This is a genomic window from Pseudomonas sp. GD03858, from assembly GCF_029840925.1.
In the GTDB taxonomy this organism is placed as follows: Bacteria; Pseudomonadota; Gammaproteobacteria; order Pseudomonadales; family Pseudomonadaceae; genus Aquipseudomonas.
The window spans coordinates 48,585-74,293 of sequence record NZ_JAOCDM010000001.1 but is presented as its reverse complement, the minus strand read 5'-3'; the positions used below and the strand labels follow the sequence as shown (position 1 = coordinate 74,293).

The 25,709-nt window shown below is 60.2% G+C and carries 22 protein-coding genes; 6 read left to right on the top strand and 16 right to left on the bottom strand.

The annotated features are described in order from the left end of the window. Positions 1-563: 563 nt before the first annotated feature. The 10 genes from N5D48_RS00320 to N5D48_RS00275 form a co-directional block, all read right to left on the bottom strand. Complete coding sequence (locus tag N5D48_RS00320) at positions 564-2,531, bottom strand: DNA topoisomerase III (RefSeq protein ID WP_279879777.1); 1,968 nt, start codon at positions 2,529-2,531, stop codon at positions 564-566. A 511-nt stretch (positions 2,532-3,042) separates the two neighbouring features. Beyond that, positions 3,043-3,471 carry a single-stranded DNA-binding protein gene (locus N5D48_RS00315; RefSeq protein ID WP_279879775.1) on the bottom strand — a complete coding sequence of 143 codons (429 nt, stop codon included), beginning with the start codon at positions 3,469-3,471 and terminating at the stop codon, positions 3,043-3,045. 5 nt (positions 3,472-3,476) lie between these two features. After that, positions 3,477-3,971, bottom strand: a complete 495-nt coding sequence (locus N5D48_RS00310) for a DUF3158 family protein (protein WP_279879773.1) — start codon at positions 3,969-3,971, stop codon at positions 3,477-3,479. Beyond that, complete coding sequence (locus N5D48_RS00305) at positions 3,968-4,732, bottom strand: PFL_4669 family integrating conjugative element protein (protein ID WP_279879771.1); 765 nt, start codon at positions 4,730-4,732, stop codon at positions 3,968-3,970. Before N5D48_RS00305 ends, N5D48_RS00310 begins: the two co-directional genes overlap by 4 nt. A gap of 150 nt (positions 4,733-4,882) precedes the next feature. Next, complete coding sequence (locus N5D48_RS00300) at positions 4,883-6,100, bottom strand: STY4528 family pathogenicity island replication protein (RefSeq protein ID WP_279879769.1); 1,218 nt, start codon at positions 6,098-6,100, stop codon at positions 4,883-4,885. After that, positions 6,094-6,645 (bottom strand): DUF2857 domain-containing protein, encoded by a 552-nt coding sequence (locus N5D48_RS00295; protein ID WP_279879767.1) that lies wholly within the window; start codon positions 6,643-6,645, stop codon positions 6,094-6,096. The genes N5D48_RS00300 and N5D48_RS00295 overlap by 7 nt, the downstream gene beginning before the upstream one ends. Positions 6,646-6,660: 15 nt before the next feature. Continuing rightward, positions 6,661-8,202, bottom strand: a complete 1,542-nt coding sequence (locus N5D48_RS00290; RefSeq protein ID WP_279879765.1) for a ParB family protein — start codon at positions 8,200-8,202, stop codon at positions 6,661-6,663. Positions 8,203-8,216: 14 nt separating this feature from the next. Next, complete coding sequence (locus tag N5D48_RS00285) at positions 8,217-9,095, bottom strand: ParA family protein (protein ID WP_279879763.1); 879 nt, start codon at positions 9,093-9,095, stop codon at positions 8,217-8,219. Positions 9,096-9,099: 4 nt separating this feature from the next. After that, positions 9,100-9,315, bottom strand: a complete 216-nt coding sequence (locus tag N5D48_RS00280) for an AlpA family transcriptional regulator (RefSeq protein WP_279879761.1) — start codon at positions 9,313-9,315, stop codon at positions 9,100-9,102. A 113-nt stretch (positions 9,316-9,428) separates the two neighbouring features. Next, entirely contained in the window at positions 9,429-10,154 is a 726-nt protein-coding gene (locus N5D48_RS00275) for a hypothetical protein (RefSeq protein ID WP_279879759.1), read from the bottom strand. Positions 10,155-10,577: 423 nt separating this feature from the next. On the opposite strand from N5D48_RS00275, the gene N5D48_RS00270 reads away from it, so the two are divergent. Both N5D48_RS00270 and N5D48_RS00265 read left to right on the top strand, forming a co-directional pair. Continuing rightward, positions 10,578-10,823, top strand: coding sequence for a hypothetical protein (locus N5D48_RS00270; RefSeq protein WP_046856123.1), 246 nt, complete (start codon positions 10,578-10,580; stop codon positions 10,821-10,823). A gap of 64 nt (positions 10,824-10,887) precedes the next feature. After that, positions 10,888-11,112 (top strand): hypothetical protein, encoded by a 225-nt coding sequence (locus tag N5D48_RS00265; protein WP_279879756.1) that lies wholly within the window; start codon positions 10,888-10,890, stop codon positions 11,110-11,112. A gap of 568 nt (positions 11,113-11,680) precedes the next feature. Here the strand turns inward: N5D48_RS00265 and N5D48_RS00260 are convergent. The 4 genes from N5D48_RS00260 to N5D48_RS00245 all read right to left on the bottom strand — a co-directional run bounded on the left by N5D48_RS00260 (position 11,681) and on the right by N5D48_RS00245 (position 15,047). Then, positions 11,681-12,451, bottom strand: coding sequence for an SDR family NAD(P)-dependent oxidoreductase (locus tag N5D48_RS00260; protein WP_279879753.1), 771 nt, complete (start codon positions 12,449-12,451; stop codon positions 11,681-11,683). Positions 12,452-12,477: 26 nt separating this feature from the next. Then, the gene (locus N5D48_RS00255) at positions 12,478-13,506 is read right to left on the bottom strand and encodes a phosphotransferase (RefSeq protein ID WP_279879750.1); all 1,029 of its coding nucleotides are present in this window, start codon (positions 13,504-13,506) and stop codon (positions 12,478-12,480) included. Between the two features lie 12 nt (positions 13,507-13,518). Beyond that, positions 13,519-14,730: an acyl-CoA dehydrogenase family protein gene (locus tag N5D48_RS00250; RefSeq protein ID WP_279879748.1), complete on the bottom strand. Its 1,212-nt coding sequence runs from the start codon at positions 14,728-14,730 to the stop codon at positions 13,519-13,521. Positions 14,731-14,882: 152 nt separating this feature from the next. Further along, entirely contained in the window at positions 14,883-15,047 is a 165-nt protein-coding gene (locus tag N5D48_RS00245) for a hypothetical protein (RefSeq protein ID WP_156177624.1), read from the bottom strand. A 438-nt stretch (positions 15,048-15,485) separates the two neighbouring features. On the opposite strand from N5D48_RS00245, the gene N5D48_RS00240 reads away from it, so the two are divergent. Further along, the gene (locus N5D48_RS00240) at positions 15,486-17,264 is read left to right on the top strand and encodes an acyl-CoA dehydrogenase C-terminal domain-containing protein (protein ID WP_046856119.1); all 1,779 of its coding nucleotides are present in this window, start codon (positions 15,486-15,488) and stop codon (positions 17,262-17,264) included. A gap of 19 nt (positions 17,265-17,283) precedes the next feature. Here N5D48_RS00240 and N5D48_RS00235 read toward each other — a convergent pair whose 3' ends face one another. Together N5D48_RS00235 and N5D48_RS00230 are read right to left on the bottom strand one after the other, a co-directional pair. Next, positions 17,284-18,381, bottom strand: coding sequence for an AraC family transcriptional regulator (locus N5D48_RS00235; RefSeq protein WP_279879742.1), 1,098 nt, complete (start codon positions 18,379-18,381; stop codon positions 17,284-17,286). After that, entirely contained in the window at positions 18,378-19,412 is a 1,035-nt protein-coding gene (locus N5D48_RS00230; RefSeq protein WP_046856117.1) for an AraC family transcriptional regulator, read from the bottom strand. Before N5D48_RS00230 ends, N5D48_RS00235 begins: the two co-directional genes overlap by 4 nt. A gap of 785 nt (positions 19,413-20,197) precedes the next feature. Here N5D48_RS00230 and N5D48_RS00225 point away from each other — a divergent pair. The 3 genes from N5D48_RS00225 to N5D48_RS00215 are packed head-to-tail and all read left to right on the top strand — an operon-like array spanning position 20,198 to position 25,709. Further along, positions 20,198-21,622, top strand: a complete 1,425-nt coding sequence (locus tag N5D48_RS00225) for a DUF1329 domain-containing protein (RefSeq protein ID WP_279879739.1) — start codon at positions 20,198-20,200, stop codon at positions 21,620-21,622. Positions 21,623-21,645: 23 nt separating this feature from the next. Then, entirely contained in the window at positions 21,646-23,292 is a 1,647-nt protein-coding gene (locus N5D48_RS00220) for a DUF1302 domain-containing protein (protein WP_347881599.1), read from the top strand. A gap of 14 nt (positions 23,293-23,306) precedes the next feature. After that, positions 23,307-25,709, top strand: a complete 2,403-nt coding sequence (locus N5D48_RS00215) for an efflux RND transporter permease subunit (RefSeq protein ID WP_279879735.1) — start codon at positions 23,307-23,309, stop codon at positions 25,707-25,709.

Sequence of the window (25,709 nt, the reverse complement as noted above, 5' to 3'; positions counted from 1 at the left end):
CAGCCTTGAAGGTTCTAGCTGCCTGGGTGCTGTCAACGACAGCGGTGTGCAGCCCATCTATAGAACGCAGCCAAACCTCCGTCAACCGGGGATTTGGGACGGACTGGGTGGGCGAAATTCGGTGGCTTTCGGTGGATTGTCAGCGGCGAAAAAATAGCCCGACGGTCATCAGGCTAGGAGGAGGTGGACCACCTTTGATCCGGCGATGTGACACCGGAGTTCGTCGCAAACTCTCCGCTGTCGATCCACTGGATCAACCGACCCTTGTCGTGGCCTGGGTCGGAATCAACTGGCACGCATCCGCGCACAAAAGGTGCCCAGTGTTTCGCCGGCGGGCACCGGGGCTGAGCATCGTCGCCGAAGCGGATGACCCTTGAGGCTTGGCACAAGCCGCACGGGTCATCCGCCTGGGGGACTTGGAACGCTGAGAAGTCATCCGCAGAGGCGGTGAAGGGTGGCTCCGAACTCTACGAGTCTGACCGAGCTGCCCGGAGCGAATCGGTCTGGGTCGCCAAGCGGCGAGGGGCTGGATCACTACACCAGCGCGACAGTCTGCCGTCAAGTCATGACCTCTTCGGGCGCTTGGCTTTGACGGCGGGCTTGGTGCCCTTGCATTCCGGGTAGCGAATGCAGGACCAGAAGCTGCCGGTGCGGCCTTTGCGTTGGCGCATGGCGCTACGGCACACCGGGCAGAACGGTCCTTTGGAGGGGGGCGGCTGCAGGGTAAGCGAAGCATTGCTGCGCACTAAGCGGGTCAACCACTGCGCCTGCTTGGCGAGAAAGGTCTCGACACTCAACTGGCCCGATTCGATGCGCTCCAGCGCCTGCTCCCACAGGGCCGTTAGCACCGGATCGGCCACTTCCGGTGGCACCGCTTCGATCAAGGTGTGCGCCGCAGCCGAGGCGGCCAGGCTGCGCTTTTTCTTGCTCAGGTAACCGTGGTCGATCAGGCCCTGGATGATGGCCGCGCGGGTGGCTTCGGTGCCGAGGCCGCAACTGTCCTTGAGGGTCTGCTTGAGCCGCGGATCGGCCACCTGGTTGGCGATGGTCTTCATCGCCTTGACCAGCGTGCCCTCGGTGTAGGCCTTGGGGGGCTGCGTGCGCTGGGCAATGGCGGCCGCGTCAGTCAGCGCCACCGAGGCAGATTCGCGGAGCGTAGGCAGACGTTGAGTGTGCTCGCCGGGCTCGTTGCCGTGGGTTTCGTTGACCACCGCTTTCCAACCACGCACCAGGATCTGCTTGCCGCGAGCGAGCAAGTGATCGGCCTCGCTCTGCAGCAATACCTGGGTCTTCAAGTACTCATGCTCAGGCAAAAACTGCGCGAGATAGCGGGCGCGGATCAGCGCGTAAACCGCCTGCTCGCGCTCGGAAAGCTGAGTGAGGTCGAGCGTCATGGCGGTCGGAATGATGCCGTGGTGCGCGGTGATCTTGCTGCTGTTCCAGGAGCGGGAGCGGCGACAGGGATCGAGCTCTTTGATGACCTGGCCGAGCGCAGGGCTGGCAGCCACCAGGGCATGCAGTACGCGGGGCACCTCATCGAGCATGCTCTCGGGCAGGTAGCCGCAATCGGTGCGCGGGTAAGTCGTCGCCTTATGGGTTTCGTACAGGGCCTGGGCGGCCTCCAGCGTTTCTTGGGCACCGAGCCCAAGTTTGGCCGAGCAGACTTCCTGCAATGTGCCCAGGTCGAACGGCAGTGGCGGGCCCTCGCGGACGCGCTCCACCTCGACGGTTTCGATGCGGGCTGTTCCGTGTTGGCTCAGGCGCAGTGCAGCTTGCGTGGCGGCCGCTTCATCAAGGCAGCGGCCCTCATCGTCGCAGACAGAAGCCGGAGGTTGCCAACGGACTTTGAAACGCATGGCTTCTGCCTCCAACTGGGCGTCCACAACCCAGAAGGGTTGCGGCACAAAGCTGGCGATGGCCCGGTCGCGTTCGACCACCAGGCGCAACGTCGGGGTCTGGACGCGGCCGACCGGCAGCACACCCTCAAAGCCGGCGCGGCGGCCGAGCAGGGTGAACAGCCGGCTCAGGTTGATACCCACCAACCAGTCGGAGCGGGAGCGGGCCAGCGCACAGTGGTACAGCGGCAGGGTCTGTTCGCCCGGACGCAAGGCAGCCAAGGCGCGGCGGATCGAGGCTTCATCAAGGGCAGACAGCCACAGGCGCAGGACCGGCCCCTGGTACTGACAGCGCTCGAGGATCTCGCGGGCGATCATCTCACCCTCGCGATCAGCGTCGGTGGCGATGACCACTTCGCGGCACGTACGCAGCAATTGGTCGATCACCTTGAATTGGCTGGCGACCTTGGGCTTGACCACCAACTGCCAACGGCTGGGAATGATGGGCAGGTCGTCCAGCGCCCAGCGTTTGTAATCGCCATATGCTTCAGGGGGCGCAGTTTCCAGCAGATGACCGACGCACCAGGTGACGGTGACGTTTTGGCCCAGCAGGCAGCCATCGCCGCGCCGGCTGGCCTGAAGTACCCGGGCGATGTCGCGGGCTTGGGACGGTTTCTCGCAAATAAACAGGCGCATACGCGGGCCCTCTCGATGGGTACCGACAGGGTGGGGGTGTGGTCGTGAAACGCCAGGGTAAAGCCGAAACCGGTGGGGTCGGTTCGACGTGTCAGCGCGGGGCAAAACCTTACTTGTGTTGCGCTAGATGAGTGACCAGCGTTTGCAGAAACTCCGGGGCGAACTGCTTATCGGCGCCACCCAGCTCCTTGAAACGTGCATGGATCCGACCAGAGTGAGGCTGATTAGTTAGCAATCAAGGCCTACGAGCTGTTCATGGCTACCTATCTGAAACCGGACAATAGGGAGGCGCGCATGTTGATTACTTGGGTTCAGGCGAGTCCGTCGCTCTGGCGGGCATTCCTTGCCCCGGATCAATTCCTGACGGAGGTGAAGCAGTTGCTGGAGAGTGGGCTGCGCGGGAACGCCCGGCGAGGTGGTTAGCATGCTGAGCGTCAATTCCGCTCGCCGGGTGGGCTGCGTATTCCCTGCTGTATCGCGCAGTGTGCAGTGATTCCACTGAGTTCCACGTTCACCCGGCCTTGCGCGTGGCTTTCTTGCCACCGCCTTTACGCGTGGTGCTGGTAGTGTCCTGCGCTTTCTCGCGCATGGAGACCGAGACCAGGCGGTGCGGCAGGATACCAATGCGCCGGGCCTCGACCTTGAAGGTCACGCGCGCATTGTCCTCGCTGTCTTCCCACTCCTCCTTGACCGTGCGGCCTTCGACCAGGATGCGCATGCCTTTCTGGTACAGGGTGCTCCAGTGCTCGGCATCGCGGTGCCAGAGCTCGACCGGCGCCCAGTAGCCGCCGCGATCCTCGTAACCGCCTTCACGCGGTACCGGGTTGTCGAAATAGACGTTCAGCCGCAACAGGCGCCGCGGTTCATCCGGGTTCGAACTGAACTCCTGGAATTCCGGAACGCTACCGATGTTGCCTTCACCTACAAATAACGTGCTCATGCGGGTCACTCCTCGGTGGGGAAACGGGTCAGGGCGAGCTCGGCGGCCTCAAGTTTGCTGGCACCGGCGACGGCCTGGCGATACAGCGACTGCAGGCTGCTCATCTGCAGGTTCAGCACGACGCGGTTGGTCTCCAGCTGATACAACGCCCGCCGCAGCTCAGGGTGCAGGTGCGGGTGAACCACCGATTCCTGCCACACCTGCACGCCCATGCGCTGAAAGTCCGGACTGCGCCAGCGCAGGAAGTCGGTGCCTGTCGCGCTGTGCTGGACGACCAGTCGCAGCTCCAGCAGTGAGAAGGGAGGCTGGGCCATGATCGCCAGCATCACCGCCATCAACTCGGCGACCTGAGTGCGCAGGCGCAGGATCGTCTCGGCGAACTGCTGCAGATCCCCCTTACCCTTAAAAGGCTTTAAAAGGCCTTTTAGGGAGGCACCTTGTGCGAACGCGCGATAGGCATCTGCTGACAAGCGCCGGGCAATCGCATCGGCCAGGGTCATGCCTCACCCCCTTCGCCCGGCTCTTCCGGCGTAGGTTGTGCCTCGCTCTCCGGCAGGGCAGGTTGATCCGGCTCATCGGGATTCGACGTGGCCTGACTTCGCGCGATGGGTGGGGCAAATTGGGAGCGGCGGCTGCCCTCCAGAATGTCCTGCGGCGGCAGGCCGAATTTGTCGATCGCTTCGCGGGCACGGGCGTTATTGGCGGCCATGTCATCCCGACTGACCCCCGCCAGACGATAGCGCTGAGCCAGACCGAACAGACTGCGCAGTTCGTGGGCGCCGTGATCGATCCAAGTTTCCATATCGGGGCGGCCGATCAAGGCTGTGTGGTGGGCGAGCAAAACGCGGCGCACCAGGGTGTCGTAGTCGGTCAGCAGGTAGACCGCAAGAAAGCCCAGCTGGCTGCCGATGAACAGTGGCAGGGTGACAGGATGGATATTGAGGTTTTCGCCGATATCGACCTGGGTGGGCAGGGCGCGTTCCACCCGACTGACCTGTTTGGTCAGCGCACGCATTTCAGCCTTGGCCTGTAGCAGCTTGTCCTCCAGCTGCAGCATGAACCAGTCGGCGAACGGGTCATCCTGGCTGCTGGCGTGCTTGAGCAGGTTGGTGACGCCGATGTAACCGGCCATGCCCATGATCGGGTGCACCCCCTCGCTGCCCATGCGGCCCTGCCACAGCCGGGCTGCATGGTGGGTGTGCAGGGTGAGGGTAATGCTGCTGCGCAGGGAGCCCAGGTTGAGCTGGTAGTGATCGGTCATCGCCGGTACCTCGCCATCGGAATGATGCCGACGATGGGCCGATCCGTGCAATCCGACGCGGATCAACGCGAAGATGCTCCGCTCGTAATTTCAGGCGGTGGACGTCCTTGGATTCAATGGCATGGGCATCAAATCCACCGAGATCCATCCCTAGGTAGGCGCAAGCGAACCGCGGCAGCGTTGCTTCAGTTCTTCCAGGCAGGAGAGGGCAAGTGGCGATGCGGTGCGCTGACCACTGCGCTTGGTTCGCTCGCCGGGTGGCTCCGCAGGTGTGGGCTTCGGTGCGCGTGACGGTGCGGGCTTGGCGGTCGTTGCCTCGGCGCGAGCCGCCCACAGGGTGAACTCGCCTTGGCAAGCGCGTTTGATCAAGCCCATCAGGTAGGCGACGGGTTTTCGGATCTCGCCGCGGGCGCAGCGCACCGCCGCTTCATTGATCACCGCTTGTTGCTGTTCCGGCTCGAGCTGGCGCATTGCCTGCGAGGCCATGCGCCGCTCGGTCGGGTTCAGCGGTAAATCCTCAGGCCACCGTGCTCGACCGAATTCCACCTGCGCCAGTACCGTACATTTTTTGCTTTGGTCTTTCTGTACTGTACGGCCGGCGTCGGAATTCCGAACCACAGCGGTAACCGGTGCATTGCAGCAGGGTTCGGAATCGGTGGCCGGTGCATGAGCATTCCGAACGGGGTGGCGCAGACCAGATTCGGAATGTTGCGCCTGCGCGTCATCGTCCATCAGCGGCAGCGTTTGCTGCTGTGCCGGCGGCGGTGAGCCCAGCCTGTCCTTGTCGCCCTGGGCGACCTGCGGGTCGGCTTGAATTTCGGTCAGTACATGTTGCGTCACATCACGCACCCCCTTGGTGGCATGGCTGAGGTTCTGTTGCAGCAGCCCCGCGTAGCCGCTGTCCAGTTCAAGCTGCTCGGCTGCCGTCAACGGATCGCCGTGCAGCACGTAGACGCAGCCGCGCAGGCAGCCTTGGGCATCGCGCGAACGGTCAACGAGGCTAAGCCAGCGCGTCGTACGCAAGACATTCAGTGCGCGGGCGATGGTCTCGCGCGACGCCTGGGTACCACAGGGGCTGGTCGCCAGGTAGGGCTGCAGGTCCTGGTAGCGAGGCGTCTTGACTTGGCGCTCGGTGATCAGCCAGCGGAGCACCTGCCAGGTGTTGCGCTCCAGTGGGGTCAGCCGACGATCGAGGAGCAGTGCTTGCGGCAATGGATTGTTGTCGCCGTAATAGATCGTGCGCAGCGCGGGTTCTGCAGCAGCGGCCGCTTGTTGGGCCTGAGCGGCCTGACACTCATTGCGGCGTCGAAGGGCGTCGTAGCACTGGCGCACCACGTCCTGCCAGTCCACCTCGTAGAAGCTCAGCATGGTACGCCTCCGTACAGTTCGACCTGTTGCCAGACCAGCGTCAGGCTGATGTGTTGCTCCTCGGCCAGCATCATCATGGTATCCAGTGGATCGTTGTCCGGATCTTCCTTCCGCAGTTGGCTCCAACGGTTCCACACCGCATGTTCCTGGGCTTCACTGAGCTGGACCGGCCGACCGCGGTGAGTCTCGATCTTCAGCACGCGGCGACGCAACGCCGTTTCCGAATGGTCCAGGCCGAAGCAGCGGTACATGATGGTCGAGCTTGCGCCGAGCTTTAGCGCTCGGTTGATCAGGCGTTCGTTCTGCTCGTCACGCTCGGCCTGAACGATCAAGCGGCGCAGCACGGTGATATCGACTTTGACCTCAACCCAGGCGATTGATGAATGCGCCAGGTGGGACAGGGTGGTCGGTGGTAGCGATTGCAGCACCTCGATGTCCTCGTCGGCCAGGCCTAGCGCTTTGCAGCGCTGCAGGCGGCCATGGCGCAGCTCATGCAGCACCTGGTTCAGCATCGCATGGTTCAACAGATTGAAGGTCGTGCTCATGAGGCGGCTCCTCACTTAACGCGTGGACGACAGCGTCAGGTCGATCAACTGCCGGGCGTGGCGGATTAGGCTGAACAGCTGCTCCAGCTGGTTATCGGGTAGTCGTTCAAGGCCCACGGTCAGGGCAGGGCGTTCGGGGAAGGGCAGGTCGTAGGCGCCAATCAGCAGTTGACCAAAAAGTGCGGCTGGCAGTTGCTGGCGTTGCAGCCAGGTCACGTCGTCCTGCAGGCGTAGCAAGGCAGACAGCACTAGCTGAATGCCGGTGTGTCGCGGGCTCAGCTGCTGGCCATGTTCGATGGCCAAGGTGAAACCCAAGCCCTCTGTATGCGGCGTGACCATCGCACTGGCATCGGCATACGCGGCCAGGTTAGTCGCCAGGGCGGCACAACGCTCACGCAGGGCAGTGATGTCATCCTGTAGCGGTGCGCTAGGTGAAGCGGAGCCCAGGGAGGGCTCATCGACCTCAAGGGCATTTGGCCGCCTCGCAGCAAGCGGTTTGTCATCACCGAGCGCCTCGCGGATGTTGGGGAGGCGTGGAGCCTCGGCTGACGAGGTGTTGTCCGCGCTACTCTTCGGCTCAGGTGAGGGCAATTGATGAGGCGTTTCTGCTTCCTTTTCGACGTTAGGTGCCTGGGGGAAGGACTCGCCAAGTGAGTCTTGCGGGAGAGGCTGAGACGTGTCCGCAGGCGGCGGTAAGTGACGCGGTTCCTGATGCATTTCCAGCGCGAGCAGGCGGGGATTTTGCTTCAACTGCACCGCCATCCTGGCAATCAGTTCGTCCTGCAGTTCACCCCAGTTCAGCTCGGGCTTATCACTGTCGAATGCCGACAGCACTTCGAACCACAGCAGCGCGAATTGTTGATCGTCCCCCAAATACTGGTTCCAGATCGACTCCGCCCGGCGCCGCAGGTTGATGATCCGGACGATGGTGGGTTTACCCAGACCGGCATACAACACTTGCGGGATAACCGGAAGCAGGTGCTCGAGGGTGTCGAGCATGCGGCTGATGTGCGATTGTGAAATCGGGTAGCCCCCCTTGCTCAAGCGTACGGATAGTTCACGCTGACTGAGGGGCACATCGGGCTCCTGCAACATGTCCTTGAGTTTCGCCACCGCGAGGGCTCGCTCAATGAAGGTGAGCTGGCCATGCAGGTCGCTTTCGGCCAAGTGCCCGATCAAGGTATGCGACTCGGACTGCCAAGGACGGAACAGGCAGTGGATGTGAAAGAATCGCTCCTCGCGGGTTTCCTGCCAGAGTTCGCCGAGGATGCTCAAACGGGTGTTGCCGCCGTTGCGGATGATGAAGTGCAGCTCACCCGGACGGCGGGTGATCGACGGAGGCTGATCCAGTCCGCGCTCGCGGATTGAGGCTTTTATTTCGGCATATAGCGGGTTGCGGACCACCCGTGGATTGAGTTCGTACGGGCGCAATTGCTCGAGACTGACCACCAACGGCGTGTCCCCGACCGGCACGGGCGAGATGTCGCGGCCATGATTCTGCGGAAAATGCGCCTGCTGCAATTGGCGCGTGATGTCTTCGGGAGAGGGCGGCTTCATCACAGACCCTCCCATCAGCCGCGACGACGGAGTGGACGGCCGCCCGCTAACGGTTGGCCGGGCGCAGGCACGCCCGAGTCGACCAGTCGCTCCGCCCAGCGCGGGAACAATTCGATGGCCAGCGCGCGCATGACCGCCGCGCCGCAAGGGCCCCGGCTGTCGGGTGGTGGCGTGGGCTCGACGCGGTGGACCGGCAGTCCCAGCGAGGCGGCATTGGGGTAGGCCACGCGGTCGGGAATGACCGTGGTGCAGACGCTGACATGCAGGTTGCCTTGAAAGGAGCCTTGTAGGCTGTCCATGATCAAGCGCGTGTCACGCCGATTGGCGTTGACCTGGTTGAGCAGCAGCTTCACCGACGGCAAGGCGACACCCAAGTAGCGGTAGGGCTCCAACTCTTCGAACAGCCCCAGCGTGCCACGGCGCAGTTCACGTGCGGCGAGCATTTCTGGCAGGACCGGGCACAGAGCACAATTAGAGGCGAGGATCACCATCTCCACGACGACACTGCGCGCGCCTTGGGTGTCGATGATCAGCACGTCATAAAGATCCTGGAAGGCCGGCAGCAGGTTGCGCAGGCGCAGGCGACCATCGGCCGCGTGCAGCAGCAGGGTGCTGATGTGCCCGGCGCGATCGTTGGACACGATCAGGTCCAGATGCGGTATGACGGTGGCGGAAATTACCTGTTCAGGTGCCGTGAGTCGTTGTGCGATGAACTCGTAAGTGCCGGCCTCACGGGGCTCGCGCAAGGCGTAGTAGCTGGACAGCGTCGGTTGACTGTCCAGATCCAGCAGCAGGACGCGAAGGCCCGCATCGGCGAGCACACCGCCCATATTGGCGGCGACCGTGGTTTTGCCTGCGCCACCCTTGGTCGAGATCAGCGAGAGGACGTCCATGGCGCTACTCCCTGCCCGACAGTCGATCCTGGATCCACTGCTCGATCTCCAGCGAGTCCCAACCAACGGCGCGGGTACCAATGCGCCGGCATTGTGGGAACAGCCCGGCTTTCATCAGGTTGTAGATGTGCGAACGTTTGAACCCGGTTTTTTGCTCCACTTCATCGCGGCGCATGATGTGGCGGTCGGCAGGCAGTGGGGCGGGGCTGATAGGTTGCATGATGTCACTCCGTAGCACCGTGTGGTGCGCAGTGGGATGTGACAGTCAGTGAAGGCTCGTTGGAGTGGAAAATCATTGCCAGGCAATGGCAACAATTGCCTGGCAATGGCGCACTAACCCTGTGTGGCTTGGACTAAAAGACGCCTAGCCTCTGCAAATTTCCGATCAAGGGTACGTTTGCTGAGGCCCGGTACTCCCGGGAATTGGGAGGTAATGGCGTCTACCACTGCGGATTGGTTTTTGTAGATTGATTGTATTTGGCCGTGTTGCGATTTCCCTACAATGACAGCTAACAGTGAACCAATTATCCTATAATAGAGAAAAGGCTCCGATGGCGTGCTTGAAGGTTTTGTTTTGATCGCTAGATCTGAGTTTTGTTGACCTTTTATGGATGTTTTTTTGACCAATTCCTCATAGTCGCGGGAAACTTTTTTCAGCTCTCGCTCAGCGGCCTCCAAGTGGGCCGTCAGTGTTAGATAGGTTGCGATGCTGATGCATTGAGTGTGGTCATTTTTAAAGAGAAAACCTGGTTTTTCATCTGGGTAGTAGCGTGCAATCCAGACCCGAAGATCAGAATGGCGGATGGTTAAAAAGGCTCGCTCAATCCGGTCGTGTGCCTCTACTGGGTGACCTAAGTAAGTAGCGGGCAGCTCGTGACAATCAATTGCATCGAATATACGTTCTGCGTACAAGTGTAAAGACGGCCACTGGGGGAAATACTTGAGTAACTCAGCTGGGTGGGACAAAGCAATTGGTAGGATCTCGGCTTCGTAACCGGCAAGACCGCACCAAAGAATCGCAGCATCAATGGGGTGGTAGGAGCTTCTTGTCAGGGTCATGGCCAGCCTCCTGCTAAAAACTCGTCCTAGGTTCCTCAACGATAGGGAAGCGCTGTCTAGGGTGCCGCTTTGGATCCAATACTGATGACATTGTCGCATTGGATTAGTTCTCTCGGTACGTGGTCACCTTAGGCGTGGGGGCCGGAAGGTCAGCTGTTGTCCGGAAAAATGGCTGTCTGACTTACGCTAGAGAGGTTTGAAGGGTTGCACCGCAAGATGGACGTGTGCAATCCTTGTCGGGCGCCGCATATCGGCGCCGGGTGTGAGAACCCGAATTGATACCAGCGGGTCGCGTTATGGCGATCCGTAGGGCAGGCGTTCGCGTCTGGCCGGTCTGGTATCAGCCGGTTTCTCACCCCTGCGGGTCGCCGCCATCCACTCTCTGGCGTCGGCAAAGTCGAAACGAACCCGGGGAGGAAGGACATGGACTGTCATGATCAGGCTAAGCCAAGTATCTACGCCGAAACGGCGTACAAGCTCATTCTTGCTGGCGTGAATAAGTTCCAATCTGAGGAAGATCAGCGGCTATTACTCGACTCGCTCTTGTGTCAGTGCGCGGTCTTTGCCCGTTTGCTGGCCGGTGAGCACGCATTTCAAGAGTTGTTGATCCGGTTGCGCGATTTTGAGTTTGACGTTGAATTTGAAGGGCTTTCTTTTCGGAAGCATTGAAAATATTGCGAGCGCTTAACTGCAAGCGTGGATTGCCGTCACTCTTAAAAAGTGAGAGGTCAATATGTCGGCTCGGTTTGTGGTGATTCCAGCACTGCCTCTCAAGAGCGAAAGGTTCGATCGGTACGGTCGTGGAAGTGCTGTCGGAATAGGATATGACCTGTACGATACGCAAAACAAGCTTCGCCTGGTTCTAAGTTTTTCGACACGGGCTGAGGCTGAAGTGGAATGTGCATGTCGTAACCGTGCTCGAGATGAAAATTCAGATGGTGTTTGCGGAAGAACGTGAGCTGAAGTCGATTCTGCAAACGCCATTGAAACTGTGGGAGATGTAGCGCTGTGAATAATTATCAGTCAGTGTGCGTTGCGAGCGCAGCATTTTTCCGTAGTCGGTCCAAGTAGTCCGCCCATTGTTGGGCGGCCTCTCGGCGCTGTGGCAGCAGTTGGGCGCGAATGATGGTGCGCACGCGTTCAGGCGGCCTGTTAATTTGTAAAGGAGCGGTTTGGGCATGGGCCTCGATTTCTCGGCGTTGAATGTGGGCGCCATGTTCCTCAGCGGATCGGCGCAGGGGCTGACCACCAAGATTTGGTAGTGGAAGGTGGCCATGCGGTCGCGGTGCGCCCGTAGCGCGCAAGAACCAGGACAAGCTCTGGTTCGGAGGCGACTCACGCCTGAAAAAGCGGCTTTTTGATGTCAAGACATTGCTCATCGCGGGAACCGGCAGACTTGTTCGGAGTTTCACTACTGCTCGGGTGGAACCGATACTCGCCAGCCTGGGCTGTTTTAGAGAGCCTAAAGGCTTGCTAGTGGGACACAGAGGCATGGCAGTTCTGTGTCCTCTTGCGCAGCAATATCCTCATGCCAAACGGGTGTGATGGGCTCCGTCTACCGGTAATACTACGCCATTGACGAAGGAACCCGCCTCGCTAGCGAGCATGATCACCGGGCCAATCAATTCGTCGAGTTGGCCCAGGCGTCGTGATGGCATCGAGCGTATGGCTGCCTGTCCCTTTTCGCTGGCGAAAAAAGGCTGGCTCATTTCAGTTTCGAACCAGCCGGGTGCAATGGCATTGACCCGGATCCCATAGCGCATCAAGTCATTGGCCAGCGTCCGGGTCAACTGTATGACGGCGCCCTTGGAGGCGGCATAGGCACTGTACCCGGGCAGGGCGCCTAGGCCGAGTATCGAGGCGATGTTAACGATCGCCCCCGGCTGCTTGGCCTCGGCAAGCCGGCGCGCGGCTTCCTGAGATACGCGCCAGATTCCCTTGAAATTGGTGTCCAGCACAGCATCCATGGAGGCCTCGTCGGTCTCCAGGAAGGGCGCAGGGGAAGCGATGCCGGCATTGTTGATAATGATGTCGCACACGCCGACCTCTGATGCCGCAGCGTCAAATGCCTCACGCACGCTATCACTGGAGGTCACATCCATGGCAACAGCGATGGCTTTACCGCCGCTGTTGTTGATGTCGTGCACCAGCGCCTCGATCCGGTCGATCCGGCGAGCCGATGCCACGATCGTGGCGCCAGCCTGCGCCAGGCCGTGGGCGAGACAATAACCAATGCCACTCGAAGCGCCGGTAACCAGAGCAACTTTACCAGCCAGCGAAAAACGTTCATTAACCATCGTAACTTCTCCAAACCACGGAAATTTCAATTCCCAGGGGCAATGAGGTCCAACCCCATCTGCGAGAGGGGCCGAGCCAGTTCACCCGTTTCGTGAGCCCGCGTATTGGAAGCATTACCTTCAAGGGCTCGTTTCTTCACGCCTTGGGCGATCGCGGCAAGCCGGAAAAAACTGAACGCTAGGTAGAAGTTCCAGTTTTCGATCTTTTCCAGTCCCATGCGCGCGCAATAGTCGGCGACATAGGTTTCTTCGTCTGGTATGCCTAATGCCTGGCGGTCGAGGCCACCCAACCCTCGGATTAGGCCGTCATTTGGCATGCGCCACTGCATGCATTGATACGCCAGGTCGGCGAAGGGATGCCCGAGAGTGGACAGTTCCCAGTCGACTACAGCGAGGATGCGTGGTTCGGTAGGATGGAACAGGAAGTTGTCCAGGCGATAGTCGCCATGGACCAGACTGACACGCCCGTCGTCTGGCGGCAGCAACATCGGTAGCCGGTCGATGAGCTGATTCATCGCCGGGTTGGTCTCGGTTTCGCTGGCCTGGTACTGCTGGGTCCAGCGCGCGATCTGCCGCTCGAAGTAGTTACCGGCTCGACCATAATCGCCGAGGCCGATGGCTTCGACGTCCAGGCGGTGCATCGCTGCCAGCACGCGGTTCATTTCTTTGTAGTAGGCAGTGCGTTGGCCTTGTTCGATCTCCGGCAGTGCGGGGTCCCAGAAAATCCGCCCCTCCACGAACGACATGAGGTAGAAGTCGCTGCCGATGATGCTGGCATCTTCGCAGAGGTAGTACGGGTGGGCTACCGGAACCTCGGTGTTGCGCAGGGCTTGCATGACGCGAAACTCACGGTCGATCGCGTGAGCGGACTTCAGCAGTGCGCCCCGTGGTTTGCTGCGTAACACATAATCAGCCCCGCCAGCGCGGAGCCGGTATGTCGGGTTCGACTGCCCGCCAGCGAATTTCTCCAGCACGACAGGCCCGTTGAAACCGGGCAGAACGGCTTCCAGGTAGGCGCCCAGGCGCTCGCTGTCGAGGTTTTCAATGTGGGTCATGGTAGTCGCTCCTTAAGCTGTGTAGCGTTTGATCACCGCTTTGCCCAATGAGGCCATGTGCACCTGATCGGGGCCATCGGCCAGGCGAATGGCCCGGGCATTAGCAAAGGCGCGCGGCAGGAAGCTGTCTTGGCACAGGCCCAGTGCACCGTGAGCCTGGATGGCGCGGTCAATGACCTGCTGCGCCATGGTTGGGGCAACGATCTTGATCATCGCGATGAGATCCCGCGCGTCCTTGTAGCTGGTGCGGTCCATCTTGTCGGCAGCCTTCAAGGTCAACAGGCGTGCCTGCTCGATATCGCACAGAGAACGCGCGATGTCCTCACGTATCGAACCTTGCTCGGAGAGCTTCTTGCCGAACGCCACCCGTTGCTCGACCCGGGCGCACATCAGCTCCAACGCACGTTGAGCGGACCCAATCAGGCGCATGCAATGATGAATCCGGCCTGGACCCAGTCGGCTTTGGGCAATTTCGAAGCCTTGTCCTTCGTCGCCGATCCGGTTGCCAACCGGGACGCGTACATTCTCGAACAGGATCTCGGCATGCCCGTGTGGGGCGTCGTCGTCGCCGAATACGCGCAGGGGGCGCAGTAGCTTGAGGCCGGGGGTATCCATCGGCACGATGACCTGCGTCTGTTGGTAATGCGTCGGGGCATCGGGATCGGTCTTGCCCATCACGATCAGGAACGCACAGCGGGGATCGGGTGCGCCAGTGGTCCACCATTTGTGCCCGTTAATCACGTAGTCATCACCGTGCCGTTCGATGCGGCATTCGATGTTGGTGGCATCGGAGGAAGCAACCGCTGGTTCCGTCATGGCGAACGCTGAACGGATTTCACCGTTGAGCAGCGGCAGCAGCCACTGGCGTTTCTGCGCTTCGCTGCCATAGCGAGCCAGCAGTTCCATGTTGCCAGTATCTGGCGCATTGCAGTTGAACACTTCCGGGCCGATGAACGAGCGGCCCATGACCTCGGCTAGCGGCGCATATTCCAGGTTGGTCAGGCCTGAGCCGTAGTCGTCGAACTTTGCCAGAAACAGGTTCCACAGGCCTTCGCTCCGTGCACGCGCCTTGAGTTGCTCCATTACCGGAGGAATGACCCAACGGTTGTCGGAGCGCTCGATGAAATCATGGTATTCGTGCTCGGCTGGGTATACGTGATCTTCCATGAAACGCTCAAGCCGCCCGAGAAGGTCTCGAACTTTTGCGCTGTATTCAAAGTGCATGCTGTATTCCTCGATAGGACGCGGGGGTGTGTTGCGTAGACGGGGGTTGGAAGCGAGCAGGGTTCATGCGCCAGTGCATTACCGAACTCAATGCCCTTGCTTTGACGATTGGAAATCATGCTTGTCGGATGAAGGATGGGGGCAAGTCAGCATTAGATTGCCAATGCATCGCGCAGGGGTTTGAGCATGTCCGCGAAACTGGACATCAGGTAGACAGGCCAAGGGTAAAGGGGGCTGGTCTGCACGATTTGCTCTGCCGCATACAACGTGCCTGTGAGCAAAAACGTGACCGTGCCGATGAACGCAATTCGGCGCATGAATTTCTCCGAGTCCAGCGATCGGCTGGTTGCCGGTTTTTGTTGTAGGTGATTTGAAGTCTAAAGGCTCCGCGCGACAGAGATTTAACAGAACACGCCAGAAAATGTGCAATTCATGAATTAGCGTTCGTGGTGTTGAAGCGCCGTGGGGCTTTCTTGTTATCGATTTTGCTGTGTGATGCGCACCTGAATCTCGGCCGCATGGCCGTTGTCAGGCATTCGCCAGCGGGTTTCTACTCGTCAGGGCGGTCAGCCTGCACACCAATAGGGGCAGCGACAGCACAACCGAAAGGGCATTGCCAACGAGCAATTCCACGAATTAGCATAACGGTGGTTGTCTTTAATTAGCGCCCGTTCCAGCAACAGCAGTAATCCGGTTGCCCTGTGTGCATTTCGCTCTTGGGATGCGCATCACCCAACTCATTTTCGAGAAATGCCATGTCTGATTACCAAGCCCCCCTGCGAGATATGCAATTCATCCTCAATGAAGTATTCGAGGCCAGTAAACTGTGGGGTCAGTTTCCTGCTCTGCACGACTTTATCGACTCGGAAACTGCCGAGGCGATCCTGAACGAGGCAGGCAAGCTTGCAGCCGAGGTACTGGCACCGCTGAATCGTCCCGGTGATGAGCAAGGTTGTCAGTGGAAAGACGGGCGGGTAACAACACCTCAAGGGTTTGTGGAAGCCTACAAGGCCTTTGCCGAGGGCGGATGGGGCGGAGTTGCAGGGGATGCCAGCCAGGGCGGGATGGGCATGCCGAAGATGCTCTCGACGCTGGTCGATGAAATCGTCAATGCCGCCAACCTGTCATTTGGTCTGTACCCCATGCTGACCGCTGGCGCCTGTATGGCAATCAATGCACACGCGAGCGAGACGCTGAAAGGTCAATATCTGTCGAAGATGTATAGCGGCGAGTGGGCAGGCACCATGTGCCTGACCGAACCGCATGCCGGAACCGACCTCGGCATTATCCGTACTCGCGCCGAGCCGCAAGCGGACGGTAGCTACGCAATAAGCGGCACCAAGATCTTCATTACCGGTGGTGAGCACGACCTGACCGAAAATATCGTGCACCTGGTATTGGCTCGGCTACCTGATGCCCCTGTCGGTCCCAAGGGTATCTCGCTGTTCCTGGTACCCAAGGTATTGAGCAATGACGACGGCACATTGGCCGAGAAGAACAGCCTGAGCTGCGGATCTCTCGAGCACAAGATGGGCATCAAGGCATCAGCGACCTGTGTGATGAACTTCGATGGTGCCCAGGGCTGGTTGGTCGGCGAGTCGAATAAAGGTCTGGCCGCAATGTTCACCATGATGAACTACGAGCGGCTGGGAGTGGGCGTCCAAGGGTTGGCTACCGGCGAGCGTTCTTATCAGAGTGCGATCAGCTATGCCCGTGATCGTGTCCAGGGACGGGCATCGAGTGGGGCTGTCGATGGGCAGCGGATTGCTGATCCGATTATCGTTCACGCCGATGTACGTCGCATGCTGCTCACCATGAAAGCCTTGAACGAAGGTGGGCGCGCTTTCTCCAGCTATGTCGCGATGCAACTGGACACGTCCAAGTACAGCGAAGACGCCGACGTACGCAAGCGCGCAGAAGAACTCGTCGCATTGCTGACGCCAGTCGCCAAGGCATTCCTGACCGATATGGGGTTGGAAGCCACGTTACACGGCCAACAGGTGTTTGGCGGGCATGGTTATATTCGTGAATGGGGTCAGGAACAATTGGTGCGTGACTGCCGTATCACCCAGATCTATGAGGGTACGAATGGTATTCAGGCGCTGGATCTGCTCGGCCGCAAGATTCTGGGAACGGGTGGCGCCGCCGCGCAAACCTTGATTGACGAGGTGCTAGATTTCATCCACTCGGCGCCACCGACGCTGGCCGAATTTACTGCGCCATTGAAAGCTTCGGTACTCAATCTTGAGGAATTGACGGCCTGGATCCTGGACCGCGCCAAGGGCGATCCTAACGAAGTGGGTGCAGCCTCGGTCGAGTATCTGCATGTCTTTGGATACACCGTCTATGCCTACATGTGGGCGCGAATGGCACATAGGGCGCTGCCCAAAGCAGGTCAAGACGACTTCTACGCAAGCAAACTGGGCACCGCGCGCTTCTACTTTGCTCGCCTGCTGCCTCGGATCCATTCATTGACAGCCGCCGTGAAAGCCGGGAGTGAGTCGCTGTATCTTCTGGAAAGCACGCAGTTCTGAGTAATGTTGCCAGGCAGCATTACTCGGCAGGGCCGTTGTAGTTTTTTCGACCTCGGAGTAAACGCGGTTGCCTGGCCAGCCCGGTTTTTCGTTGCCATTGGAGCGGGGTGAGGCCAAACCAGCGATGAAAGGCGCGACTGAAGCCGCTCGAGTCTGCATATCCCAGAAGCTTCGCCAGCCTGCTCATGCTGATGGCGGGATCCTTCAGGTAGTGCTGGGCTGATTCCTGGCGCACTTCGTCAAGAAGCTGCTGGAATGAAGTGCCCTCGGCGAAGAGTAGGCGTTGCAGCGACCGTGGATTCAGGACCATCCAACTGGCGGCCTTGTCCACTGTCGCACGGCCGCTGGGAAGCAGATGGCGGAGCAGTTGCTTGATGGATCCAGGGAGTGCCGCGCTGGACAACCGCTCCATCCGGCCTATGTGTGTTTCCAGCAGCTGGTGCAATGTTGTGTCCTTGGCATTCAGTGGTAACGACAGGACATCTCGTGGAAAGACCAGCCCTGTAAACGACGAGGAAAACATCGGAGGTGAGCCAAGGATGCTTCTGTAGTCCAGCTCGCTGCCAAGTGGTGCATGGGTAAAGGCCACATGATCAGGTTGCCATTCGTCACCGATCATCGCACGCAACAGTTTCAGGGCCACGGCGCACATCAGCTCTGCGGCCTGGAACTGCCCGGGGCCGTACTGCCGGGGCGTTGAAAACTCAAGGCAGACCTGATCACGTGCAGGTAGGAGCTGCATGCTGACCGCACCATTGAAGACTGCATAGTTGTCCTTGAGCTCCAGCAGTGCTTCGCCTACCGATTGGGTGCTGCCGACCAGGTAGAGCATGTCACCGAATACCGCTAGCCCTTGGTGCATCCCGAACCGTAAACCGAACAGCGCCTGCTCGGTATGTTGTGCGCACAGATCCAGCAACCCGCAGTAGCGTTGGTAGGCAAGGATCTGCTGGGGGAATTGTTCCACGTCCACAGGCAAAGCCACCAGCCGGAGCATTGCCGTCGGCCTGAGTCCTTCATCGCTGGCGAATTCGGTAAATTTGCTGAGCGCCAGCGCACGGATGAATGAGCCAGTGGTCGTCCTGCGCTCGCTGGCCGCGGCGGATGCTGCTTTCATGGTGGTGGCACCTCGTGGGTTTGCGGTGCGGCCAGTTGCCCTGTCCGATGATGTTGCCGCCATTTCTGCGGGCTGATGCCGTTCCAGCGGGTAAACGCGCGAGAAAAGGCGCCAAGGCTGGTGTAGCCAAGCAACGCGGAAAGCTGTGTCAGGTTCACGGTGGAGTCACAGAGATAACGCTTGGCCATGGCCTGCCGGGTATCATCCAGCAAAGCCTGGTAGTGGGTACCTTCGGCTTGCAGGTAACGCTGCAGAGTCCGCGGGCTGAGGGCAAGCTGCCCGGCTATCTGTTCAAGGCTGGCCTGCCCATCGCAAAGGTCGTGCCTCATTAGCCTTTGAACATGGGCGGGTAGCTCGCGCAGGGTGAGGTACGCAAGTTCGTCATAGTGGTTTTTCATCAACACCTGCAGGCCAGCATCACGCTCACCGAGCGCATGGGTCAGCAGGACATGATCGAATACCCAGGCATTGACCGCGCTATCGAAGCGCGGAGTGATATCCAACAAGGCTCGGTAAGTGTTCAGACGGGCGCCGGCGGCATGGCGAAGCAAAAGTTCCTGAGGTTTCCAGGCCCGTCCCAGAAGGCTCTCCATGATCTTGGTGCCAAGCGCCATGGCAAGCTCGACGGTCTGTCGGGTGACCGACACATTTGCATCTATCACGTCATAGAGCAACCAGGCTTGATTACCCCGTTGCTCGAGCCTTAGCTCTGCGCCGTTGCTGTGGGTAGGGAAGTAGCGGACCAATGCCTGCAACGCATCGCCGACTGTGTGGGCGCTGCTTATCACATAGTGCAGCGTGCCCAGCGCCGAAAGCCCTTGTTGCAAGCCAAGCTCTAAGCCGAACAGCGCATTGCCGGATCTGCGCGACGCCAGTTCCAGGAGTGCGGCAAAGCGCTCGCCGCTGAGCGGCAGGTCTGTCCGGCCTTCCATCACGCCTGCCTCTTCAAGCAGTGCGCGGGCGTCCATTCCCTGGCGGGTCGAGAACTCGTCAAAACCGAGCAGGGCGATGTCGAGGACGAAAGAGGTCATGTCGAAGGTTCTGGTCTGGCGGTGCGCATGCCGCGCCTGAGGGAATGATGGCTCATCGTAACAGCTGTCCACCACCCAGGAATATGGCTTTCCAGGCTGTCATGAAAAGCCTGTTTAGTGGCGCGATATGTGAAGCGCTCAAGCATGTTGCCCGTCAGACTCGGAGAGGACGCACAAACAAAAACAAACTCTGCTGCGGCAAAACGCCGATTACGGAGATCGTCATGACTCGAGTGCTTATCGCCATTGTGTTCGTTGTGCTGGGTGCAGGGAGTGTCTACCTGTCAAGTGTGCGCGCTTCTGCGAGCCCGGCCATTACTCCTCACGTTCATCCCGTTGCCGGAATCGGTGACATTTTCCGCCATTAGGGCAACAGGTTCATTGAATGTTGCCTTGGCCAATGCCTGTCTACGCCATGCAGCGCCCACCGCGGCATCCGCCTTGCTCCTTTTCTCGATAACGCCTGCCTGCCCCAGTCGGCCTCGACCCAGGGCAGAGCGAGCGGAGCCATCTTTTGTCGAATTAAGGTAACGAGTGTTCCGTAATTGCACATGTCGCTGTCCTGCGTGCTGCAGAGGAGGGCATTTGAGTCGCCAGGTAGCACATATCAATTGTTATAAAAAATGTAACCACTTGAAAGATATACTAAAAAAATATTGGCAAATAAATTGCTTTTGTCATTTGCGTGGTCGCCATCAGGCCATGCTTTAGAAACAAAACCTGGCCGTCAGTCTTGCCGAACGAGGCAGGTCGAGCGGTCGCCAAAAGCTCGTGAGGAACCTCGCATGAAAGATGTGAATCAGCGCCTTGATGTTGCAACTTCCATTGGCGGCAGAGGGCGGTCATTGGCACTGGCGCTTGCGGCGCTGGCCGCCTGCGGCGCAGTGCAGGCTGCGCAGAACGATGCTTCGCAATTGGGCACGAAACTGACGCCCTTGGGCGCTGAAGTTGCCGCCAGCGCCGATGGCGTGATTCCCGCCTGGGCGACGCCGGGCAAGCAGGACACAGGCTGGAATTACGGGCAGGTCCGTGGGCAGTCCTGGAAGTTCAAGGACGACAAGCCGCTCTATAGCATCACCGCCGCCAACGTCGCGCAGTACGCCAAGCAGCTTTCTCCCGGGCAGTTGGAGCTGTTCAAGAAAATTCCCGATTACCGCATGGATGTCTATCCGACCCGACGCACCTGTGGTGCACCGGACTTTGTCGTCGACAATACGCGCAAGAATGTCGGTTTCGCCACGCTCGACGCCGACGGGCTCGCGCTGCAGGACGCTCATGTTCCCGGTATTCCGTTCCCCATGCCGACCACCGGCGCCGAGGTCATGTGGAACATGAAGATGCGCTACCGCGGCGTAGGCTTCGACATGTCCAAGACGGTGTCGGGCATTTCACCGCGTTCCGGTGGCGGGAGCTGGTTGCAGACCTCGACCGACTGGTTCATGTACACGCCGTGGGGGCAGAAGGGCAGTGCGCTGTTCTCATCGTTCGACCGGCTCGAGGTTGCCACCTACTTCTCCTACAACGAGCCGGCTGCGCTGGCTGGCCAGGCCGGGGTGGTCACGACCAAGGCCGGCGAGCAGGCGAGCACCTTCTACTACTTCCCTGGCCAGCGCCGGGTGCGTCGCATGCCGTCCTATTCCTATGACTCGCCGCAGATCGGCCTGGATAACCAGTACACCATCGACGAGTCGAACATCTTCTTCGGTCCGATGGATCGCTTCGACTGGAAGTTGGTCGGCAAGCAGGAGCTGCTGGTGCCCTACAACTCGTTCGGGGCGTATGACGCATCCGCCCGTATCGAGGATGTTGCGCAGCAGAACGCCTTTGCGCCGCAGTATCGCCGCTATGAGCTGCACCGGGTCTGGGTCGTCGAGGCGACCGTGCGCCAGGGCATGCGCCACCAGGCACCCAAGCGCGTGTTTTATATCGACGAGGACAGCTGGAACGGTCTGGTTGCGGTTGACTATGACAAGCAAGGGCAGATCTGGAAAGTGCGCGAGGGCTACCCCATCCCTGTCTACGAGACCGGCACCTGCGATATGGAAGCCCAGGTCCAGTACAACCTGGTCGACGGCCGCTACCTCTACGACATGACCTCCATCGGCGTCGGCAAGAAAGATCATCGCTGGCTCACCGAGGATGCTGGCAACCCACGTCTGAAGCGTGATTTCTACACCTCGGACAACCTGCGTGCCATCAGCGAACGTTGAACTTCCTCACTTCGAGCGCCGACATGAAAACAACAATCACAAAAGCTTCAGGCCTTGCTATTGCGTGCATGACTCCCCTGGCAATGGGGTTCACTTTCGAGACCGAGACCATCAGGGGCTCGTTCGATTCGACGATTTCCTACGGCATGGGTATTCGCACCGAGTCCCAGGCCTGCAATCTGATCAACCAGGGTACCACTGGGCATCATCCGCCCAGCGGCTGCCTGGCACAGACTTCCGGCATCGGCGACCAGGGCGACCTCAACTACGACAAGGGCGACCTCTTCACCCATTATCTGAAAGGCACCCATGAACTGCTGTTGAAGATGCCGGACGACTTCACCTTCATGGCTCGCGGCAGCTGGATTCGCGATTTCGCGGCCACCGACACCAGCGGCGCATTGTCGTTCTACACCCCTGATGGCGTCGGCAAGGACGGGCTGACCAGTGCCGCCCGTGATGACCTGGAATTCAAGGCGCGCCTGCTCGACCTGTGGGTAAGCAAGGGCTTCGATGTCGGTGACCAGCGGGTCCGCGCCCGTCTGGGTAACCAGGTGATCAACTGGGGCGAGAGCCTGTTCGTGCAAGGAGGTATCAACAACACCAACGCCTACGACATCCAGGCCCTCTCGCGCCCGGGCGTGCAGTTGAAGGAAGCGGTGCTCCCGGCACCGATGCTGAGCCTGGCATCGGGTCTCGGTAGCGGGGTCAACATCGAGGCCTATTACCAGTTCGCCTGGAACAAGAGCGAGGTGCCACCGGTGGGCAGCTACTGGTCCTACACCACGGCGCTGGGTAGCGGGATGAAGACCTACGGGTTCGACGACAAGGACGCCCGCGACAGCGGGCAATGGGGCCTTTCGCTACGTTGGCAGCCCCAGGATAGCGACCTCAATGTCGGCCTCTACGTGTTGCGCTATCACGACAAGCTGCCCTCGTTGACGATGCGTCTGCTGGACCCCGACACCCTCGCCTTGGCGCAGAAGTGGGAGTATCCGGAAGACCGCATGCTGTACGGTATCAGCGCGAACATGCCGATCGGCGACTGGGCGGTGGGTACCGAGCTGTCCTACCGGCCCAAGGACGCGGTGCCGCTCAACCCGGTACTGGATTTGTGCAGCAACAATGGCGGCAAGTGCTGGAAGGACGAGAAGAAGTTCCAGTGGCACCTCACCGGGCTTTACAGCATGACGCCGTCCAACTCGCCCACACTGCTGGATTTCACCGGCGCCAGCACAGGCACGTTGCTGACCGAGTTGGTGGTCATCAAGTACCCGGGGTTGCACCGCAGCTACGACGGCGAAATCATCGCCGCTGGTGGCAACACCTGGCAGCTGGACCCTGCGACGGCGCCGAAGGCTCGCGGTGACAAGACCTCATCCGGCATCAACCTGGACTTCAGCCTTACTTACGACGGCACCTTGCTTCCAGGCTGGCAGGTGACGCCAGGGGTCTTCTATTCGCGTTCCCTCGGGGGACGGACTCCCAACCTCTCGGCGACCTTCACCGAAGACGCCAGCAGCATGAACCTTTATCTCAACTTCGTGCGTAACCCGGCCAGTTGGCAAGTGTCGTTCAACTACGCCAAGTTCATGGGCGGCGACACCCCCTATGACCAGTTGTTCCGTGATCGCGATTACGTAGGTGTCGTCGTTTCGCGCACTCTGTGAGGCCTGCCGTGAACATGTCTATCAAGATCAAGGAAACACCTTCGCGTGGCCTGCTGGCATGCGGCGAAGCCTGGTTGTTCGGGCATCGTGGCTGGGTGCTGGCGCTGCTCGCGTCGTTCACCCTGGGTATGGCGTGGTTCGCCGTGCAACTGCGCATGGACGCAGGGTTCGAGAAGCAGTTGCCGATTGGTCATGAATACGTCGAGACATTCAAGCAATACCGCGGCGACCTGCTTGGCGCGAACCGTCTCACCATCGTGGTCAAGGCGCGCAATGGCACCATCTGGAGCGAAGCAGGCTTGCGGCGGCTGGCTGATGTGACCCAGGCAGTCACGTTTCTGCCCAGTGTTTCGCGCAGCAGTGTGCGTTCGCTCTGGACACCGAACGCCTTCGTCAACGAAATCACGGAGGAGGGCTTTCGTGCCGATCCGCTGGTGCCGGGAACGGTGACCCCCGAGCGGCTGGACGCCACCATCATCGGGCGCATTGCTGATTCCACCGCTCAGGGAGGCTATATAGGCACCCTGGTCTCCAGGGATCAGACCAGTGCGATGATCACTGCCGAGCTCAACGAATACGATGTCAATGGGCAGCGTCTGGACTATGTGGCCTACAACCGTGTGTTGGAGCAGCAATTGCGACAGCCGTTCGAGGATGCCGACTTCGAGATCCAGCTGATCGGGTTCGCCAAGCAGATCGGTGATATCGCCGATGGCGCGGCAGCGGTGCTGGAGTTCTGCTTGCTGGCCTTGTTACTGACGGCGGCGGCGGTGTACTGGTACTGCCACTCGGTGCGCTTCACGCTGCTCGCGCTGGGTTGCTCGTTGACCTCGCTGGTCTGGCAATTCGGTAGCTTGCGCCTGTTGGGCTATGGCCTCGATCCGCTGGCGGTGCTGGTGCCGTTCCTGGTCTTCGCCATTGGCGTTTCCCATGGTGTACAGCAGATCAACTACATCGTCCGCGAGATCGCCGATGGTAAGCCTGCCACGCAGGCTGCCCGCTCCAGCTTCCGCGGGCTGCTGATACCCGGCACCTTGGCGCTGGTTACCGCGTTGGTGTCCTTCGTCACCCTGCTGCTGATCCCTATCCCCATGGTCCGCGAGCTGGCGATCACCGCCTCGCTCGGCGTCGCCTACAAGATCGTCACCAACCTGGTGATGCTGCCGTTGGTGGCTTCGATGCTGAAGGTCGATGCCCGCTATGCCGCTGCCGAGGAAGTGTCGCGCCAACGGCGGTCGCGCTGGCTGGAGGGCCTGGCGAAGCTGGCGGACTGGCGCAACGCCCGCTGGGTGCTGGTGGTGGCCGTGGCCGTATTCGTCATGGCCGTCTGGCAAAGCCACGACCGTGTGGTCGGCTCGCTTCAGGCTGGGGCGCCCGAGCTGCGGGAGGATTCACGCTTCAATCGCGATGCGGTGGCCATCGCCGGCAACTATGACATCGGCCTTGACTGGCTGAGCGTGGTCTTCGAGGTACGGCCAGAGCCGGATGGCAGCGCCAACGCTTGTGAGGATGTTGCGCTGGGGCAATACCAGGACCGCTTCGTCTGGGCGATGGAGGGGGTACCTGGGGTGCTCTCGGTGGCGTCGTTCTCCTCGGCGATGCGCCAGTTCAACGAGGGCTACAACGAAGGCAATCCGAAAATGAGCGCGGTGCCCATCGACCCGATGAACTATTCGTCGCTGGCCGCCGAGGTAGGGCGCTTGCCTGGCCTAATGCGCACCGATTGCAGCATGACCGCGGTGCACCTGTACCTGGCTGACCACAAGGCCACCACCATCTCCCGCGTGATCGATGCCGTGAAGACTTTCCGCACGGCCTACCCACAGGACGGCATCGCCGTGCGCCTGGCGTCAGGCAATGCCGGGGTGATCGCGGCGATCAACGAGGAGGTCGAGAAGAGTGAAACGCCGATGCTGCTCTATGTCTATGCCGCGATCGCCTTGTTGGTGTTCATCGTCTACCGCGACCTCAGGGCAGTGCTGGTGTGCTGTTTGCCGCTGACCCTCGGCACCTTCATCGGTTACTGGTTCATGAAGGAGCTGCAGATCGGCCTGACCATCGCCACCCTGCCGGTGATGGTCCTGGCGGTGGGCATCGGTGTCGACTACGCGTTCTATATCTACAACCGCATCCAATTGCACCAGGCCCACGGCCAGCCCATCGCCACCGCGGTGGCCTGCGCCCTGCGCGAAGTCGGGATCGCGACCATCTTCACCGCGCTCACGCTCGCGGTCGGCGTTGCCACCTGGTCGTTTTCCGAGCTCAAGTTCCAGGCTGACATGGGCAAGCTGCTGGCCTTCATGTTCATGGTCAACATGGTCATGGCCATGACAGTGCTGCCAGCGTTCGCCGTTTGGCTGGAGCGGGTGTTTCCACGCAAGCGCCCGGTGCGCATGGTCGGCGCGCTGATCCATTGA

Excerpts from the sequence above, each read along its gene's own strand:
- N5D48_RS00215 (WP_279879735.1), top strand. The coding sequence starts at position 23,307 with ATGTCTATCAAGATCAAGGAAACACCTTCGCGTGGCCTGCTGGCATGC.
- N5D48_RS00275 (WP_279879759.1), bottom strand. The coding sequence starts at position 10,154 with ATGACCCTGACAAGAAGCTCCTACCACCCCATTGATGCTGCGATTCTT.
- N5D48_RS00300 (WP_279879769.1), bottom strand. The coding sequence starts at position 6,100 with ATGCTGAGCTTCTACGAGGTGGACTGGCAGGACGTGGTGCGCCAGTGC.
- N5D48_RS00255 (WP_279879750.1), bottom strand. The coding sequence starts at position 13,506 with ATGACCCACATTGAAAACCTCGACAGCGAGCGCCTGGGCGCCTACCTG.
- N5D48_RS00260 (WP_279879753.1), bottom strand. The coding sequence starts at position 12,451 with ATGGTTAATGAACGTTTTTCGCTGGCTGGTAAAGTTGCTCTGGTTACC.
- N5D48_RS00285 (WP_279879763.1), bottom strand. The coding sequence starts at position 9,095 with ATGGACGTCCTCTCGCTGATCTCGACCAAGGGTGGCGCAGGCAAAACC.
- N5D48_RS00280 (WP_279879761.1), bottom strand. The coding sequence starts at position 9,315 with ATGCAACCTATCAGCCCCGCCCCACTGCCTGCCGACCGCCACATCATG.
- N5D48_RS00305 (WP_279879771.1), bottom strand. The coding sequence starts at position 4,732 with ATGACCGATCACTACCAGCTCAACCTGGGCTCCCTGCGCAGCAGCATT.
- N5D48_RS00235 (WP_279879742.1), bottom strand. The coding sequence starts at position 18,381 with ATGAAAGCAGCATCCGCCGCGGCCAGCGAGCGCAGGACGACCACTGGC.
- N5D48_RS00295 (WP_279879767.1), bottom strand. The coding sequence starts at position 6,645 with ATGAGCACGACCTTCAATCTGTTGAACCATGCGATGCTGAACCAGGTG.
- N5D48_RS00270 (WP_046856123.1), top strand. The coding sequence starts at position 10,578 with ATGGACTGTCATGATCAGGCTAAGCCAAGTATCTACGCCGAAACGGCG.
- N5D48_RS00290 (WP_279879765.1), bottom strand. The coding sequence starts at position 8,202 with ATGAAGCCGCCCTCTCCCGAAGACATCACGCGCCAATTGCAGCAGGCG.
- N5D48_RS00310 (WP_279879773.1), bottom strand. The coding sequence starts at position 3,971 with ATGACCCTGGCCGATGCGATTGCCCGGCGCTTGTCAGCAGATGCCTAT.
- N5D48_RS00320 (WP_279879777.1), bottom strand. The coding sequence starts at position 2,531 with ATGCGCCTGTTTATTTGCGAGAAACCGTCCCAAGCCCGCGACATCGCC.
- N5D48_RS00240 (WP_046856119.1), top strand. The coding sequence starts at position 15,486 with ATGTCTGATTACCAAGCCCCCCTGCGAGATATGCAATTCATCCTCAAT.
- N5D48_RS00265 (WP_279879756.1), top strand. The coding sequence starts at position 10,888 with ATGTCGGCTCGGTTTGTGGTGATTCCAGCACTGCCTCTCAAGAGCGAA.
- N5D48_RS00230 (WP_046856117.1), bottom strand. The coding sequence starts at position 19,412 with ATGACCTCTTTCGTCCTCGACATCGCCCTGCTCGGTTTTGACGAGTTC.
- N5D48_RS00220 (WP_347881599.1), top strand. The coding sequence starts at position 21,646 with ATGAAAACAACAATCACAAAAGCTTCAGGCCTTGCTATTGCGTGCATG.
- N5D48_RS00245 (WP_156177624.1), bottom strand. The coding sequence starts at position 15,047 with ATGCGCCGAATTGCGTTCATCGGCACGGTCACGTTTTTGCTCACAGGC.
- N5D48_RS00315 (WP_279879775.1), bottom strand. The coding sequence starts at position 3,471 with ATGAGCACGTTATTTGTAGGTGAAGGCAACATCGGTAGCGTTCCGGAA.
- N5D48_RS00225 (WP_279879739.1), top strand. The coding sequence starts at position 20,198 with ATGAAAGATGTGAATCAGCGCCTTGATGTTGCAACTTCCATTGGCGGC.
- N5D48_RS00250 (WP_279879748.1), bottom strand. The coding sequence starts at position 14,730 with ATGCACTTTGAATACAGCGCAAAAGTTCGAGACCTTCTCGGGCGGCTT.